17 protein-coding genes are annotated in these 15,368 nt (G+C 73.3%); 9 read left to right on the top strand and 8 right to left on the bottom strand.

Going from position 1 to position 15,368, the window contains the following annotated elements:
- Nucleotides 1-89: 89 nt before the first annotated feature.
- The 6 genes from BIV01_RS13695 to BIV01_RS19875 all read left to right on the top strand — a co-directional run bounded on the left by BIV01_RS13695 (nt 90) and on the right by BIV01_RS19875 (nt 5,166).
- Nucleotides 90-1,796: a sensor histidine kinase gene (locus BIV01_RS13695; RefSeq protein WP_071303189.1), complete on the top strand. Its 1,707-nt coding sequence runs from the start codon at nt 90-92 to the stop codon at nt 1,794-1,796.
- Nucleotides 1,793-2,434 (top strand): response regulator, encoded by a 642-nt coding sequence (locus BIV01_RS13700; protein WP_071303208.1) that lies wholly within the window; start codon nt 1,793-1,795, stop codon nt 2,432-2,434. The genes BIV01_RS13695 and BIV01_RS13700 overlap by 4 nt, the downstream gene beginning before the upstream one ends.
- 83 nt (nt 2,435-2,517) lie before the next feature.
- Complete coding sequence (locus BIV01_RS13705; RefSeq protein ID WP_139199364.1) at nt 2,518-3,171, top strand: hypothetical protein; 654 nt, start codon at nt 2,518-2,520, stop codon at nt 3,169-3,171.
- 65 nt (nt 3,172-3,236) lie between these two features.
- Nucleotides 3,237-4,301, top strand: a complete 1,065-nt coding sequence (gene adhP / locus BIV01_RS13710) for an alcohol dehydrogenase AdhP (protein WP_071303191.1) — start codon at nt 3,237-3,239, stop codon at nt 4,299-4,301.
- Complete coding sequence (locus BIV01_RS13715; RefSeq protein WP_071303192.1) at nt 4,298-4,720, top strand: pyridoxamine 5'-phosphate oxidase family protein; 423 nt, start codon at nt 4,298-4,300, stop codon at nt 4,718-4,720. The genes adhP and BIV01_RS13715 overlap by 4 nt, the downstream gene beginning before the upstream one ends.
- The gene (locus BIV01_RS19875; RefSeq protein WP_071303193.1) at nt 4,717-5,166 is read left to right on the top strand and encodes a BON domain-containing protein; all 450 of its coding nucleotides are present in this window, start codon (nt 4,717-4,719) and stop codon (nt 5,164-5,166) included. Before BIV01_RS13715 ends, BIV01_RS19875 begins: the two co-directional genes overlap by 4 nt.
- A 6-nt stretch (nt 5,167-5,172) precedes the next feature.
- On the opposite strand, the gene BIV01_RS13725 is transcribed toward BIV01_RS19875, so the two are convergent.
- Nucleotides 5,173-6,015: a universal stress protein gene (locus BIV01_RS13725; RefSeq protein WP_071303194.1), complete on the bottom strand. Its 843-nt coding sequence runs from the start codon at nt 6,013-6,015 to the stop codon at nt 5,173-5,175.
- Between the two features lie 257 nt (nt 6,016-6,272).
- On the opposite strand from BIV01_RS13725, the gene BIV01_RS13730 reads away from it, so the two are divergent.
- On the top strand, nt 6,273-7,103 hold the full coding sequence (locus tag BIV01_RS13730) for a universal stress protein (protein ID WP_139199365.1): 831 nt from the start codon (nt 6,273-6,275) through the stop codon (nt 7,101-7,103).
- A 186-nt stretch (nt 7,104-7,289) separates the two neighbouring features.
- Here the strand turns inward: BIV01_RS13730 and BIV01_RS13735 are convergent, their stop codons facing one another.
- The 6 genes from BIV01_RS13735 to BIV01_RS13760 form a co-directional block, all read right to left on the bottom strand.
- On the bottom strand, nt 7,290-7,724 hold the full coding sequence (locus BIV01_RS13735; RefSeq protein WP_083414041.1) for a DUF805 domain-containing protein: 435 nt from the start codon (nt 7,722-7,724) through the stop codon (nt 7,290-7,292).
- Nucleotides 7,725-7,940: 216 nt separating this feature from the next.
- Nucleotides 7,941-8,423, bottom strand: a complete 483-nt coding sequence (locus BIV01_RS13740; RefSeq protein WP_254791842.1) for a DUF1003 domain-containing protein — start codon at nt 8,421-8,423, stop codon at nt 7,941-7,943.
- A gap of 198 nt (nt 8,424-8,621) precedes the next feature.
- Complete coding sequence (locus BIV01_RS13745; protein ID WP_071303196.1) at nt 8,622-9,527, bottom strand: helix-turn-helix transcriptional regulator; 906 nt, start codon at nt 9,525-9,527, stop codon at nt 8,622-8,624.
- Entirely contained in the window at nt 9,524-9,898 is a 375-nt protein-coding gene (locus BIV01_RS13750) for a DUF2255 family protein (protein ID WP_071303197.1), read from the bottom strand. Before BIV01_RS13750 ends, BIV01_RS13745 begins: the two co-directional genes overlap by 4 nt.
- Before the next feature lie 4 nt (nt 9,899-9,902).
- A complete protein-coding gene (locus BIV01_RS13755) occupies nt 9,903-10,310 on the bottom strand; it encodes a (R)-mandelonitrile lyase (protein WP_071303198.1) in 408 nt (135 codons plus the stop codon).
- A 107-nt stretch (nt 10,311-10,417) separates the two neighbouring features.
- Nucleotides 10,418-11,260: an SDR family oxidoreductase gene (locus BIV01_RS13760; protein ID WP_071303199.1), complete on the bottom strand. Its 843-nt coding sequence runs from the start codon at nt 11,258-11,260 to the stop codon at nt 10,418-10,420.
- A gap of 136 nt (nt 11,261-11,396) precedes the next feature.
- Between BIV01_RS13760 and BIV01_RS13765 the strand changes: the two genes are divergently transcribed.
- Both BIV01_RS13765 and BIV01_RS13770 read left to right on the top strand, forming a co-directional pair.
- Entirely contained in the window at nt 11,397-12,290 is an 894-nt protein-coding gene (locus tag BIV01_RS13765) for a helix-turn-helix transcriptional regulator (protein ID WP_071303211.1), read from the top strand.
- Nucleotides 12,291-12,359: 69 nt separating this feature from the next.
- Nucleotides 12,360-14,393 carry a GMC oxidoreductase gene (locus BIV01_RS13770; protein WP_083414042.1) on the top strand — a complete coding sequence of 678 codons (2,034 nt, stop codon included), beginning with the start codon at nt 12,360-12,362 and terminating at the stop codon, nt 14,391-14,393.
- Nucleotides 14,394-14,411: 18 nt separating this feature from the next.
- Here the strand turns inward: BIV01_RS13770 and BIV01_RS13775 are convergent, their stop codons facing one another.
- Nucleotides 14,412-15,221: a GAF and ANTAR domain-containing protein gene (locus BIV01_RS13775; protein WP_071303200.1), complete on the bottom strand. Its 810-nt coding sequence runs from the start codon at nt 15,219-15,221 to the stop codon at nt 14,412-14,414.
- Nucleotides 15,222-15,368 lie beyond the last annotated feature (147 nt).

Genomic DNA, 15,368 nt, shown 5'->3' on the forward strand with positions numbered 1-15,368 from the left:
ACGCCGTCCCCGTCGCGATGACCCGCGCGGCCGCACTCCGCCGACGGAGTAGGTTCGGCCGGGACTCCGCAGGGAAGGGGTGCCCGACGATGCCCGACGGACTCGCGTTCCCCGACGGCCCCCGCTCCGCGCTCGAACGCACGATCGAGGAGCTCGTCGACCGTGCTCAGGACGTGCTCCGCACCCAGGGGCGCCTCCGACACCTGCTCGCCGCCAACCGCCGCATCGTCGAGCACCTCGACCTCGAGGACACGCTCCGGTCGGTCGTCCACGCCGCCGTGGAACTCGTCGGCGCCCGGTACGGAGCACTCGGCGTGATCAACCCGGACGGCACCGCCCTCGAACGGTTCATCCACGTCGGGATGGACGCCGAGCTCGTCACACGCATCGGCCACCCCCCGCACGGCGAAGGGCTCCTCGGTGCGGTCGTCCACGAGCACACGGCGATCCGCATCGACTCCATCGCCGGGGACCCGCGCTCGGCCGGGTTCCCCGACGGGCACCCGCCGATGGAGGGCTTCCTCGGTGTCCCGGTCCGGGTCCGGGACACCGTCTACGGCAACCTCTACCTCGCGAACCCGTCACGTGGTCGGTTCAGCGACGAGGACGAGGAGCTCGTCGAGGCGCTCGCCGCCACCGCCGGCGTCGCGATCGACAACGCCCGCCTCTTCGACGAGGCACGACAACGCGAGCGGTGGACGACGGCCGCCGCCGAGGTGTCGGCTGCACTCGTCGGCGACGAGACGCTCGAGGACGTGCTGACCCTCATCGCCGACCGGGTGATCGCCTTCGTCGACGCCGTGCTCGTCTCCGTCGTCGAACCGCGCAGCGCCCCGGACACGATCCACGTGGCGGTCGCCGTCGGCACGGGTGCGGCCGGGGTGCAGGGTCGGGACTACCGTGCCGACGGATCGCTCGCCGGACGAGCCATGGCGACGGGGTCGGTGATCGCCGACCCGACCGGTGCCGATCTGCCCGCTTACGATTGGGCGCCCGCGCTCGGCCCGACACTCGCCGTGCCGCTGCGTGACGGCAGCACGCCGCTGGGCGCCCTGATGATCTCCCGAGGCCCCGGCGCCCGGCCGTTCTCCGAGACGGAGGCCGAGATGGCCGACGAGTTCGGGCGGCAGACGAGTGTGGCGCTCGCCGTCGCACGGGGACGGAAGGACCGCCGCCTGCTCGAACGGGCCGAGGACCGCGGTCGGATCGCCCGGGACCTGCACGACCACGTCATCCAGCGGCTCTTCGCCGCAGGGTTGTCCCTCCAGGCGACTGCCGAGCGTGCTCCGGAACAGGTCCGCGAACGCATCGACGCGCAGGTGACCATCATCGACGAGGCGATCGGGGAGATCCGGACTGCGGTGTTCGCGCTCGGTTCCCCGGACCGCCACGGACCACGCACCGCTCGCGACCGGTTGCTCGACGTCGTCGCCGAACTCGGGCCCGCGCTCAGCACCGCACCACGGATCGCGTTCGCCGGCCCGGTCGACACCGTGGTCACCGGTGACCTGGCGCTCGACGTCGCGGCCGTCGTCCGCGAGTCGCTCGCGAACGTCGCCCGACACGCACCCGAAGCGAGCTGCCGGATCGAGGTCTCGGTCGATGACGGGGCCGTCCAGGTCCTGGTCGAGGACGACGGGCCCGGGCCCGGCGACCACGGGCGACGGAGCGGCACGGCGAACCTCGCGGCCCGAGCGCGGCTGCGCGGTGGCGGGTACCGCCTCGACGAGCCTCCCGAGGGCGGCACGCGCGTCCGGTGGACCGTCCCGACCCACTCCGGAACGGAGCGACCATGACCACACGGGTGTTCCTCGTCGACGACCACGAGATCGTCCGCCGCGGCGTTGCCGACCTCATCGACGCCGAACCCGACCTCGAGGTGGTGGGCGAGGCCGGAACGGTTCGCGACACCGTCGGACGCGTCGCCGCGACCCTGCCCGACGTCGTCGTCCTCGACGTCCGGCTCCCCGACGGCAGCGGGATCGACGCCTGCCGCTCGGTCCGTTCCGCCTTCCCGGACATCGCCTGCCTCATGCTGACCGCCTACGACGACGACCGCGCGATGCAGGCCGCGATCCTCGCCGGCGCCGCGGGCTACGTGGTGAAGGACATCCGGGGACAGACACTGCTCGAGGACATCCGTCGAGTCGCCGCGGGTCGCCGACTCCTGCCCGCCGCGACCGTGCCGGCGACCGTGGAACGGCTGACCAAGGACGTCCGCGATGACGTCCCGGAGCTCACCATGCGCGAACGGCAGGTCCTCGAGCTCATCGCCGGCGGCCTGACGAACCGGCAGATCGGCGACCGGCTGGGCCTGGCGGAGAAGACCGTGAAGAACTACGTGTCCGGGTTGCTCGCGAAGCTCGGTCTGGAGCGCCGGACGCAGGCTGCGGTCTACGGCGCCGACCACGGGGTCCGCGACCGCCGAGGCTGAGGCCGCGGGACCATCGACCCTGCCACGACGACGCCCCGGCGGCGATGGTGGTCACCTCGCTGACCCGCCGAGGGGACGATGCCATGACCACGACGCTCGACCGCACCGCGACGACCGCCGCAGGAGGGCGCGCCGCGTCGCGCGCAGCCTGGTCGTCCCTCAGCACCGCCGGTCGGGCTCGACTGCTCGCGGAGTGCAGTGGCATCGCGGTCGCCGGGACCGGTCCGTCCGGCCACGCCGTCGGCCCGCAGGAGGCCCGGTCGCAGGCGGCGCACGAGCTCGGCGGCGACGTGCGCTCCCGCTGTGATCGCGTCCTGCACGACGTGGCTGCCCACGCCGCGGCGCTCCCGGCCGGCTCGGTCCGGTCCACGCGTGTCCGCACGGAACTCGTCGTCGACGCCGGCTTCCCCCTCGAGCTCGCGACCCTGCACCTCGCCGCGGCGCTGATCGCCGACGAGACCGTCCTGCTGGGCCTGTGCGGCCACGTGACGGCGGGCACGCTGCGCTACGTCCGAGCCGTGGCGGCGCTCCTGCCCGGGGGTGTCCTGCGCATCAGCCGCGGCGACCGGCTGGTCAGCGGTGGCACCGACCGCGTGGTCTGGCTGTCGTCGGACTGCGTCACGGACCGGTCGCCGGTGACGCGCGGCCTCGCAGTCGTGGCGGCGATGACGACCTCCCGGCAGATCGTCGACGGGACCTCCGACCCTGCCCGTCGCGCCGCGGCACCGACATCGTGACCGTGCGGGCGCCGACGCGGCGAGGGACAGGTCGTCCCGTCACGCACCCACCGGAAGGGTCGACCATGCAGGCAGCAGTCGTCCACGAACTCGGGCAGCCCCTCGTCATCGAGGACCGCCCCCTCCCGGACCCCGGCCACGGGCAGGTGCTCGTCCGGATCGAGGCGTCGGGGCTCTGCCACACCGACATCCACGCGGCGCACGGCGACTGGCCGGTCCGCCCGACCCCGCCGTTCGTCCCCGGACACGAGGGGGTCGGCATCGTCGAGGCGGTCGGGCCCGACGTCACCGACCGCCGGGTCGGCGAGCGGGTCGCGCTGCCCTGGCTCGGGCACGCGTGCGGCACCTGCCGCTACTGCGTCGACGGTCGCGAGACGCTGTGCGAGCAGCAGCAGAACACGGGCTACTCGATCGACGGCGCGTTCGCCCAGTTCGCGGTGGCGGACGCGGAGTACGCGGTACCGGTGCCCGCCGGGGTCGACCCGTGGGACGCGGCACCGCTCACCTGCGCCGGACTCACCACGTACAAGGCGCTCAAGGTCGCCCACGTCGCACCGGCCGAGACCGTCGGCGTGTTCGGCGTCGGCGGTCTCGGGCACCTCGCGGTGCAGTACGCCCGGGTCTTCGGCGCCGACGTGATCGGGGTCGACGTCGAACCGGAGAAGCTCCGACTCGCACGTGACCTCGGCGCCGACCACACCGTCGACGCATCGTCCGGCGACGCCGCGGCGCAGGTCCAAGAGCTCGGCGGCGCCGACGTCGCCGTCGTCCTGGCCGCGTCCGCCGCGGTGTTCGAGCAGGCCTTCGCGTCGCTGAAGCGCGGCGGTCGACTCGTCTGCGTGGCGCTGCCGGCGGACGGGACGATGTCCGTCCCGATCTTCGACACCGTCCTCAAGGGCATCTCGATCATCGGGTCGATCGTCGGCACGCGGCAGGACCTCGCCGAGGTGTTCGCACTGCACGCGGCCGGTCGAACCCGTGTCGTGTCCGTCCGCCGCCCGCTGGCCGACGTGAACGACGCGATGGCGGACGTCCTCGCGGGACGTGTGCCGGCACGCATCGTCTTCGAGCTGCCGGCGATCGAACGCGAGGCCGTCGTGCTCCGACCCGACGAGCGGGTCGGACGATGACCACCGCCCCGCCGCCGGACCACGTGCCGGACGACGAACTCGTGGTCCGGCTCGACGCCGACCAGTGCTGGGAACGGCTGCACCGCTCCCGTACCGCGCGCGTCGCGTTCCGCACCGAGGAATCGCTCGAGGTGATCCCGGTCAACTACGTGGCCGAGGACCGACGGCTGGTGTTCGCCACGTCGAGCACCGTCATCCTCGACGCCGTGCACGCCGGCCGCGAGATGGTGGTGGAAGCCGACGAGCACGACGGCTGGACCGCCTGGAGCGTCGTCGCGAAGGGCACCGCCCACCTGCCGGACACGCGCAACGCCAGCGCCCAGCGGCTGCGGTCGATGCTCGCCACCCCGAAGCGCGCGACGGTCGTCCTGGAGCCCACCTCGATCACGGGACGGCTGTTCGACCAGGCCGCCCCGTGAGTCACGTCCGCGAGGGACGGCGGGACCGGATCCTCCGGGCCTGGGCAGCAGAGCACTCCCTCGACGCCAGCTCCCTCGACGTCGCGCTGCGGAACGGTCGCGTCGTGCTCACCGGCGACGTGGGCTGCCACAGTGACCGGGTGACCGCCGTCGGACTCGCGGAACAGTGCGTGCCGATGCACGCGATCGAGAACCGGATCGTCGTCCGTGCGTACGCGTGCGACCCCGAGGAGACCGACGCCGACGTCCGGAGCCGGGTCGAACGCGTGGTCGGGCTGGTCGTCCCGCGGGCCGCGGTGGCCGTCCACGTCCACGACCACGTCGTGACCATCGCCGGGTCCGTCAGCTCCGTGGCGGGACGCCGCGCGGTGCACGCCGCCGCTGCCCGGTGCGGCGGTGTGCACTTCGTCATCGACCAGCTGACGGTCGTCCCGGTCGTCGGCTGATCGGCGTCAGCCCTGCTCGAGCGGGACGACGCACAGCGCCGTCGTCGACTCCGCCATCAGGTCCTGCGCGACCGATCCCAGGACCTCGCCGCCGAAGGTGGACCGGTGCCGACGCCCCACCACGACCAGCCCGTGGTGCTCCGCCGCCACCGCGACCGTCCCTCCGGGGGCGCCGCGGAGCAGTTCGGTGCGGACGATCAGCGCCGGCGAGGCGGCAGCGATGCGGGTCACGACGTCGTCGAGCACGGCCTGTGCGGCCGCCCGTTCGACGACCGGTGACTCCACCACGGCGGCGACCACGGGCGGGCCGACCGGCGCGGACTCCTGCCACGTGTGCACCACGCGGAGCACCGCACCGTGCCGACCGGCCTCGGTGACGGCGAAGTCGACGACCTCGGGAGCGGTGTCCGCGTCCACGGCCAGCACGACGTCGGCGTCGAGCTGGCCACTCGGCCAGTCGTCCGGGACGATGACGGTCGGGACGTGCGACGCCCCGGCGATCCGGTCGGGCAGGAGCCCGGTGAGCGCGGACTGCAGGCGACGACGACGGTGGCTGCCGACGACGAGGAGGTCGTCCGGCTGCGCAGCACCGACGAGCGCGTCGACGATCGGGGCCGGCGGTGCATCGAGCTCGACCTGGGTCCCCGGCGCCGACTGCAGCACGAGCGAGCGTCCCGCCACGAGGCGGTGGTGGGTCCACCCCTCCTCGGGCTCGAGCGGGTCGACCGCGCGCACGATCCGGACGCGACAGGCGTGCCGAGCAGCCCGCTCGGCGACCCACCGGAGCGCGGTCCAGCTCGCCTCGGTGTCGTCCAGGCCGATCGTGATCCGTTCGACGTCGTCGTGCATGGTCCGCTCCGTCCGGTCCGACGGGCGGCCGCCCGTCGTCGAGACCGTACGTCCGCCGCCGCGCTCGACCGAGAGCCGAAGGTCCCTGCGCGGGTCGGATCGCCGACCACCCGCGACCGTCGGCTCGGGAGGGCGTCGCTCCGCGGGACGTTCGGCCCTGCTCGACCGCGCCCTCGCCGGTTAGCGTCGCCTCGCGCGCTGATCGCGCGCAGACCGCACGCCGCGTGCGCGCGGTCCCGGAGGAGCAGGAGAACACCATGTCCGTCGAACGGATCCTCGTCGGTCTCGACGCGTCCCAGGCCAGCTGGACGGCACTGCGGTGGACGGCGAAGCGCGCCGCCGAGAGCCCGGCGCGGGTCCGGATCGTGCACGCGCTCGAGGCGGCCGACACCGAGGTCCTCGTCGTGCGCGAGCGCCTCGCCGAGGCCGCGGCGTTCGTCCGCGGCACCGCCCCGGGAACCGTCGTCGAGACCTCCGTCGCACGCGGCTTCGCCGCCGACGCGCTCGTGGACGACACGGCCGACGCGGACCTCCTGGTCATCGGGGCGCACCGGTCGCGCAGGGTCCGCTCCGCGCTGACGGGGTCGCTCCCGGAGCGCATCGCGACCAGGGCACCCGTGCCCACCGTCGTCGTACCGGACGACTGGACCCCGGGCAGCGGTCCGGTCGTCGTCGGCATCGACGCCGACACCGCCGAGGCGGCGGTCGCGTTCGGCCTGCGCGAAGCCCGACGGACCGGGCGTTCGCTCCGGGTCGTGCACGCGTGGCGCGTGACGGCGCCCGTCGCGGCACGTCCCGTCGCGCTGCTCGAGGACGCGTCGAGCACCGACGAGCAGTCCGCGCGCCTGGTGCTCGGCGAGGCCGAACGCGAAGCCGCGCGGCGGGAGCCGGCCGTGTCCGTCCGCTCCACGCTCTGGGAGGGCGACGCCGGTGAAGCACTCGCGGCGGCCGGCGTCGAGGCGACCCTGGTCGTCGTCGGCCGGCGGCACCGCACCACGATCGGCGGCGAGCTCTTCGGGTCCGTCGCGCGCGAGATGATGCACCGGTCGGCGACGCCGGTCGTCGTCGTGCCGGTGTCGGCCGACTGACGGGACCGCCTCGGTCGGACCATCGGCGCTGCCGGTCGGACGCTGCGCTCGCGGGGTGCGCGGTGGTCTCGCTCCGCGATGGACGGGAGGCGCGGTGCGGGCCCGCACCGCGCCTCCCGTCCGACGGTCCGCACGCTGTCGTGCGGACCCTCCTCGGTGCAGACGCTTCGGGCCCGTCTGCCGAGCTCAGTGTCGGACCGCCTGTCCGTCCAGTGGCAGGGTCGACGGTTCCGTCGGGCCGTTCGTCGCCGCGACCACGCTGGGTTCGCAGAGCCGGACGATGAGGATGATCGGCCCGACGACGGGCAGGAGCAGCCAGAACAGGTTCTGCCACCGCCGACCGGCGTCCCGCAGCCGCCGCACCGTGACGGCGAGGGTCGGGACGAGCACGACGACCGACCACACACCGGACAGTGCCGAACCGATCATCACGGTGCCTGCGGGCGTCACCACGTTCGCCGCACCGAGCGCGGTGCCGACGACGGCGCTGAAGAGGAAGAACCACCAGAACTCGGGTCGCACGGCACGACCGGTGAAGTCCGCCGCCCCACGGACCACCGACCGGACGGCTTCCCGGAGGTCGATCGTCGGCCGGCGGACGGCTTCGCTGTGCTCGGACATGGGGCACTCCTCGGGTCGGTGCGCGCCCTCGTCGCCGGATGCGTCGGGCTCCGGGCGGGTGCGTGCTGGCCAGCGACGGTACCCACCCGTGACGGTGCCGGCCAGGGTCCTTCGTCCCGGCCCTGACGAGGTGCACGGGGCGAGCCAGGTCGTCGACCGACCCCGCGGAATGGTCCGTGCGGGCGGTCCGTCCCCGTCCGGCGAGTGGACGCAGGGTCAGGACCCCACCGGCACCTCCGGCGCAGGAGCACCATGCACCAGCGGATCGCCCACCGACGTCACGAGGGCGCGGAGTTCGGCGAGCATCACGAGTTGCTGGTGGTTGATCCGGAGCAGCGCCTCGATGTCCACCTTCGCGGCCGCGTTCGTGTCGAAGTCGTGCTGCGCCAGCGCGGCGGCGATGCCGTCCTGCCGTTTGGCGGCGATCAGCAGGATGGCGCCCTGCAGGCCGGCGAGCATCGAGAGGAACAGGTTCAGCAGGATGTACGGGTAGGGGTCCCACCGGACCGCGGCCGTGTTCACCGCCGCCCAGACGAGCATGAACGCGACGAATCCGCCGACGAACCCCCAGCTCCCCATCCCGTTGCGCATGGCGTCCGCGGCGCGCTCGCCCCGCGACAGGGTCGAGTGGTGACGCTGGTGCCAGGTCGACCGGGGAACGGCGCGGGCGCTCGTGGTCGGGATGTCGGTGCTGTCCATGGACGAGGCCTCTCGGGGGCGGTTCGGGTCCGGACGGACCCACCGCCATCCCAACCCTCGCCGCCCGGGTCGACCAGGGCCGAACGTCCCGGACGGGCGGGACGCGACCGGTGACGGACGGGAGGCGCGGTGCCGGCTGGCACCGCGCCTCCCGTCCGCTGGGTGGTCCCGTCGCGACCCGGTGTCAGCGAGCCGTCGTCACGCGCGTCCGTCCGCCGCAGCGGGGTCGGCGGCGTGCGCCGCGTCCCGGCGCTCGGTGGCGTCGAGGGATCCGAGCAGGCGGAGCGCATCCGCCGTCGGCGAGCCCGGTTCGGCCGTGTAGAGCAGGAAGCTCAGCGCCGGGTCGCTCGTCAGGCGGGAGCCCTCGAACAGCAGGTCGAGCGCGCCGACGACCGGGTGCACGAAGTGCTTCTCGCCGGTGCCGTGCCGACGGACGTCGTGCGCACCCCACTTCGTCCGGAACTCGGGGCTGCGCGTGGAGAGCTCGCCGACGAGGTCCTGCAGCTCCCGGTCGTGCGGGTCGTGCCCCGCGGCGGCCCGGAGGATCGCCACGCTCTGGTCGGCGGCGAGGTCCCAGTCCGGGTAGAACGCGTCCGACCACTCGCGGTCGAGGAACGCTGCGCGGGCGAGGTTCGGGCGCTCGGCCTTCCGGAAGAGGTCGGCGTAGAGGGCCCGTCCGAGCGCGTTCGCGCCGAGCACGTCGAGGCGGTCGTTGCGGATGAACGCCGGTCCCCCGGTGAAGGCGTCGAGCGCGTACTGCAAGCCGGGACGCAGCGTCTTCGGGGTCGTGGACCGGCGGCGGGCGGCCCGCACCGGCGAGGCGTTCGCGGCACGGGCGAGGTCGAACAGGTGGTCGCGTTCGGCGTCGTCGAGGAGCAGCGCACCGGCGATCGCGTGCAGGACGCTCTCGGACACCCCGGAGAGACTGCCGCGCTCGAGTCGGGAGTAGTACTCGACGCTCACGTCGGCGAGCATCGCCACCTCGCCGCGGCGCAGGCCCGCGACCCGCCGGTTCGCTCCTGCGGGCAGGCCGACCTGCTCGGGGCGGACGCGGGCGCGCCGGCTGACGAGGAACTCCTTGACGTCGTCGTGGTTCGTGCTCATGAACGTGGATTGATCCGGACGGTCGCCGAGGTCGGTCCGTCCTGCAGCATCGGGGGCAGGTACGGGCTGCCGGCGTACTTCGCCTCGTAGGCGGCGTCGATGCGGCTGTTCAGGTCGGGGCCGACGGCCTCGAAGGCGGCCTCGTGCTCGGTCCCGGCGGCGCGGATCCTGCCGGCACCCTGCTCGACGGCGGCCCGGTACCACCGGGAGCGCCGACCGTTGTAGGCGCGGGCGTACAGTTCGCCGTCGACGACCACGGACCAGATCCACGTCGGCGTGCCGTACGTCGTGCCGTCCCCCCGGAACGGGCTGACGTGGAGGTCGTCGCTCGCGGCGATCGCGGCGATGGTGTCCTCGTCCCAGTTCGTCATCGGGTCACCGGCCCGCGAGGTCGTCGTCGGAGACGTGCTCGAGCCAGGTGGTCGTGGTCGACGGGTCGTCGGCGCTCTCGAGCATCGCGAAGTGTTCCATGAAGGTGCCCTCGGCGGAGGCGTGGAAGTGCTCCTCGCCCGGTGAGACGTACACGGTGTCACCGGGACGCGCGGTCACGACCTTCCCGTCGCGGGTCCCGAAGCGCGCCACGCCCTGGGTGACGCGGAGGAACTGGCCGCGGGCGTGGGAGTGCCAGGCGGTGCGGGCACCGGGGGCGAACTTCACGAGCGCGAGCGTCGCGCGCTGGTCGCCGTCCTGCGGGGTGACGATCGGGTCGACCCACACGTCGCCGGCGAACTGCTCCGGCGGGTTCTTGGCGGTGGGCTGCTTCGGCAGGATCTCCTGCGGCATGGGTTCGTCCTCTCTCGGCGGGTGGTCGTGTGCCCGCTGCGTCCGACGCTACGACCGATGGCGGTCGGGAGGGATGTCCTGACAGGGTGACCTTCGCGGACGACTGGTCACGCGTCGTGGTCCATGGACGACGACAGCTCGCGGTGCGCGTCGGCCTGTTCGACCAGCATCGCGGCCTTGGCCTCGGCGGTCTGCACCGCGTCGGCTCCGGCGAGGAAGCGCGCGGGGGGCTCGGGGAGCGCGGCGATCTGGACCAGTGCCGCGGCGAGCTTCGCCGGATCGCCGCCCTGGGTCCCGTTCATGCGCTTCCAGGCGGCGATGGTCTCGGTCGTGCGTGCGGCGTAGTCGTCGATGGACAGTGCCGGCCAGATGGTCGAGGACCCTTCGACCAGGAGCTCGGTGCGGAAGAAGCCCGGCTCGACGATCGTCGTGGTGATGCCGAACGGTTCGACGTCGGTGCGGAGGGTCTCCATCCACCCCTCGAGCGCGAACTTCGACGACGCGTAGGCGGAGCAGAAGTCGACCCCCATGAGTCCGGCGGTGGAGGTGATCGTGATCACGCGGCCACTGCGCTGCTGCCGCATCACGGGCAGGATCGCGCGCGTGACGGTGAGGGGGCCGAAGAAGTTGACCTCCATCTGCTGGCGGTACTGCTCGTCGCTGATCTCCTCGAAGTAGCCGGCGGAGAACATGCCGGCGTTGTTCACGAGGACGTCGATGCTGCCGAACCGCTCGACCGCGGCGGCGGCTGCGTCGTTCGCGGCTGCCGGGTCGGTGATGTCGAGCGAGAGCGGGAGGAGGTCGTCGTGCTCACCGAGTGCCTCGGTGACGCGGGCCGCGTCACGGGCGGTGGCGACGACGCGGTGACCGGCGTCGAGTGCGGCCTGGGCGATGTCGACGCCCATCCCGCGGGCTGCTCCGGTGATGAACCAGACGGTGTTGTCAGTCATGGTGGTGCCTTCCTGCTGCGCGGTCGCGCTGTTGCTCCTCCAGTGAAACCCGAACCGGCCGGTCGAGAGGTGCCACGTCTGTGGGGGTACCGACGCTGACCCTCTGGCCGCGGATCGGCGACGTATGGTCGTCGGCATGGACAACCGCGACGAGCTCCGCGCGTTCCTGACCTCGCGTCGGGCCCGGCTCACGCCACAGGCTGTCGGGCTGCCGGACTTCGGCGGCCGTCGACGGGTTCCGGGGCTGCGACGTGAGGAGGTCGCGCTCCTCGCCGGGATGAGCGTCGAATACTACAAGCGACTCGAACGGGGCAACGCGACCGGGTTCTCCGACGTCGTCCTGGACGGCATCGCACGGGCCCTGCGACTCGACGAGGCCGAGCACCGGCACCTGTTCGACCTCGTCCGGACGGCGAACGACGGCGACCGGCCGAGGGCCCGTCGTCCGATCGCGCGCACCACGCAGGTGCGCCCCACCGTGCAGCAGACCATCGACGCGATGTCGAGCGTCCCGGTCTTCGTCCAGAACGGCCGCCTCGACGCGGTCGCCACGAACGCACTCGGTCGTGCGCTGTTCTCGGAGATGTTCACGCACCCGCAGACGACCGTCAACGCGGCCCGCTACGTGTTCCTCGACCCGCGAGCGCAGACCTTCTACCGGCGCTGGGAAGCCGACGCCCGGCAGATCGTGGCGATCCTGCGGGCAGAGGCCGGTCGCTCGCCGTACGACACGGCGCTCAGTGGGTTGGTCGGGGAACTCTCCACCCGCAGTGACCTGTTCCGCCGGCTCTGGGGCGCCCACGACGTCAAGGAGCACCGGACCGGACGGAAGATCGTCCACCACCCGGTCGTCGGCGACCTCGACCTGACCTTCGAATCGATGGAACCGGCGTCGGACCCCGGCCTGACCCTCCTCGCGTTCTCGGCCGTGCCCGGCACCCCCTCCCACGAAGGCCTGCAACTGCTCGCGAACTGGGTCGCCACCGAGACGACGTCGCCGGGACCGACCGCAGCGGAGTCGTCGGTCTAGCGTTGCACCGTGGACGATGACGTCACGGCAGGCGCAGCGGAGCGCACGACGGCAGGAGCAGGACCCCGGATGACCGATCCCGACGACTCGACGCAGCAGGTGTTCCTCCACCGCAACCGCGTCCGACTGCAGTCCCTCGTCGACCGGGTCGTGCCCGCCGACGAGTACCCGTCGGCGTCCGAGGCCGGCGCGCTCGAGTTCCTGGCGTCGGTCCTCGACGAGCGTCCGGACTGGCTCGACCGGATCCGTGCGGTCGTGGACGGCCACGACCAGGACGACGACCCCGACTGGGCGTGGTTCGCGGGGATCGTCGCCGCCGGCTACTACGCCGACGCGGGCAACGGCGGCAACGCCGGCGAACGCTCGTGGGAGATGGTCGGCTGGCAGCCCGAGCCGCCGGCGGGGTGGAGTGTCCCGGTACCGGTGCCCACGGCGCAGCCGGTGGTGGTTCGCCCGGCGGAGTTGGCCGAGCGGTACGACGCGATCGTCATCGGATCGGGTGCCGGTGGGGGTGTCGCGGCGTGCGGGCTCGCCGAGTCCGGGCGCCGCGTCCTCGTGGTCGAGGCCGGGTCCTGGCCGGGCACCGCCGACCTCGCGCAGGACCACATCCGCAATCCCCGGTCGACGTGGGGGCTCGCACCGCGGTCCGGTCCCGTCGACCTCGGCAACCCGCGCGTGATCGCCTCGCCCGAGGGAGACCGGGTCGCCCGGCCGTCCGACTGGGACTGGCACAACAACGCCTTCACGGCTGGCGGTGGCACGAGGGTCTACGGCGCGCAGGCGTGGCGGTTCGCCCCGAGAGACTTCACGATGGCCACCGACCACGGCGTGCCGGACGGCAGTGCCCTGGCGGACTGGCCGATCGGCTACGCGGACCTCGAGCCCTGGTACGAGCGGGCGGAGTGGGAGCTCGGCGTGAGCGGCGACGGCGACGGTCCGTGGGCCGGTCCCCGCACCCGGGCGCTGCCGATGCCGGCGGTGGCGGCGGGGCCCGCGCGGGAGCGGTTGGCGCGGGCCGCGACCGAGCTCGGCTGGTCGACGGTGCACGTCCCGCTGCTCGTCAACTCGGTCCCCTTCCTCGGGCGGGGAGCGTGCGAGCAGTGCGGGATGTGCGTCGGGTTCGCCTGCCCCGTCGACGCGAAGAACGGCAGCCAGAACACGATGCTCCCCCGGGCCGTCGCCACCGGCAACGCGTCCGTCCTCCTCGAGACCCGGGCCGCGCGGATCCGGACGGACCGGTCCGGCCGCGTCGTCGGGGTCACGCTCGTCGGGACGGTCGACGGCGTGGACTGGCGTTCGGACGTCGACGCGGCGGAGGTCGTCGTCGCGGCGGGAGCGGTGGAGTCCGCTCGGCTCCTCCTCAACAGCCGCAGCGAGCAGGAGCCGAACGGGCTCGGCAACGGCCGGGACCAGGTCGGACGGCACCTGCAGGGGCACCGGTACGGCGGCGCGATGGGCATCTTCGACGACGTCGTCGAGGACGGCCTCGGGCCCGGGCCGTCCATCGCCACGACCGACTTCCGGCACGGCGTCCCCGGGCAGATCGGCGGCGGGATCATCGCGGACGAGTTCGTCGCGACGCCGTCGAACACCTACGCGTACCTCACCGGCTTCGGGCTCCTCCCCCGTGCGGGCATCGACAGCAAGCACGGGATGCGCGACCTCGCCCGCCGGAGCATGCGGCTGATGGGGCCGATCCAGGAGGTCACGTCCGCCGACTCCCGCGTCCGCGTCGACCCCGCCGTCACCGACCGGTGGGGCGTCCCCGTCGCACGGTTCAGCGGTGGTCCGCACCCGGAGGACACCCGTGCCCGCGACCACACCAGTGCGCGGAGCGGGGACTGGCTCCGAGCCGCGGGTGCGACGCGGGTCGCCGAGATGCACGGGGAGCTGACCGGGACGAGCGGTGGGCAGCACCAGGCCGGGACCCTCCGCATGGGCGACGACCCGCGCACGTCGGTCGTCGATCCGTTCGGCCGGGTGTGGGGACACGACAACCTGCGCGTCGCCGACGGGTCGGTGCACGTCACGAACGGCGGGGTGAACCCGGTGCTGACGATCTTCGCGACGGCGATGCGGACGATCGACGACATGATCCGGTGACGTCGGGCGTCCCGGACGCTACCCGCGGCGACGGGTGCGGGGGCCCGGCGGGCCCGGCGGGTCCGGCGGGTCGGGCGGGTCCGGCGGATCGGTCGGCTCCGTCGGCTCCGTCGGCTGACCGAGGACGGTCCGTCCGGCGAGCACGGCCAGCGCGACCTCGGTGACCGGGAGCCGGTTCCGCCGCGCGTGGTCGCGCAGCAGCGAGAACGCGGTCGCCGGGTCCACGCCGTTCCGGTTGGCGAGCCACCCCTTCGCCTGCTCGATGACCGTCCGGCTCTCGAGTGCCGCCTGCAGCTGCGCCTGCGTCGTCACGGCGTCGTCGATGGTCCGCTGCTGCACGACCGAGATCGCGGCGATGTCCGCCAGTGCCCGCGCGGCGACGAGGTCGTCCTCGTTGAACGCACCCGTGGACTCGCCGAACAGGTTGAGCGACCCGATGACCGTCGCCCGGAGCCGCAGCGGGATCGAGTGGACGGCGCGGTACCCGGCGTCCGCAGCGGCCCGGGAGAAGTGCGGCCATCGAGACTCGGCGGCCAGGACGTCGGGGATCGAGACCACGGTCCCCGTCCGGGCGGCTTCGAGGCAGGGTCCGTCGCCGACCTCGAGCTGCAGGAGTTCGAGCAGTCCGCTGTGGTGCCCCACCGAGGCGGCGATGTGCAACCGGTCGTCCGACCCGAACAGCATCAGCCCGGCGGCCTGCACGTCGAACAACGCCGCCGACTCGTCCACGAGGAGCTGCAGGCGGCCCGCGAGGTCCCGTGGACCGGTGGCACCGCCGACCAGTTCGATGATCGTGTCGAGCAGTCGTCGTTCGCGGTCGACACCCAATGGGTCACTCCAGATGCGGTGATCAGAAGTGGCCGGTCGTGCGCTGCTCCAGCGGTCGGGGACCGCGTGGTCCCACCGTACGGCCCGCACATGCGAACGCACCCGGGCGTCCGACGTGCCTGACCAGCGCACAACGGAAGGCACCGC

It is taken from the genome of Curtobacterium sp. MCBA15_013 (assembly GCF_001865095.1).
In the GTDB taxonomy this organism is placed as follows: Bacteria; Actinomycetota; Actinomycetes; order Actinomycetales; family Microbacteriaceae; genus Curtobacterium.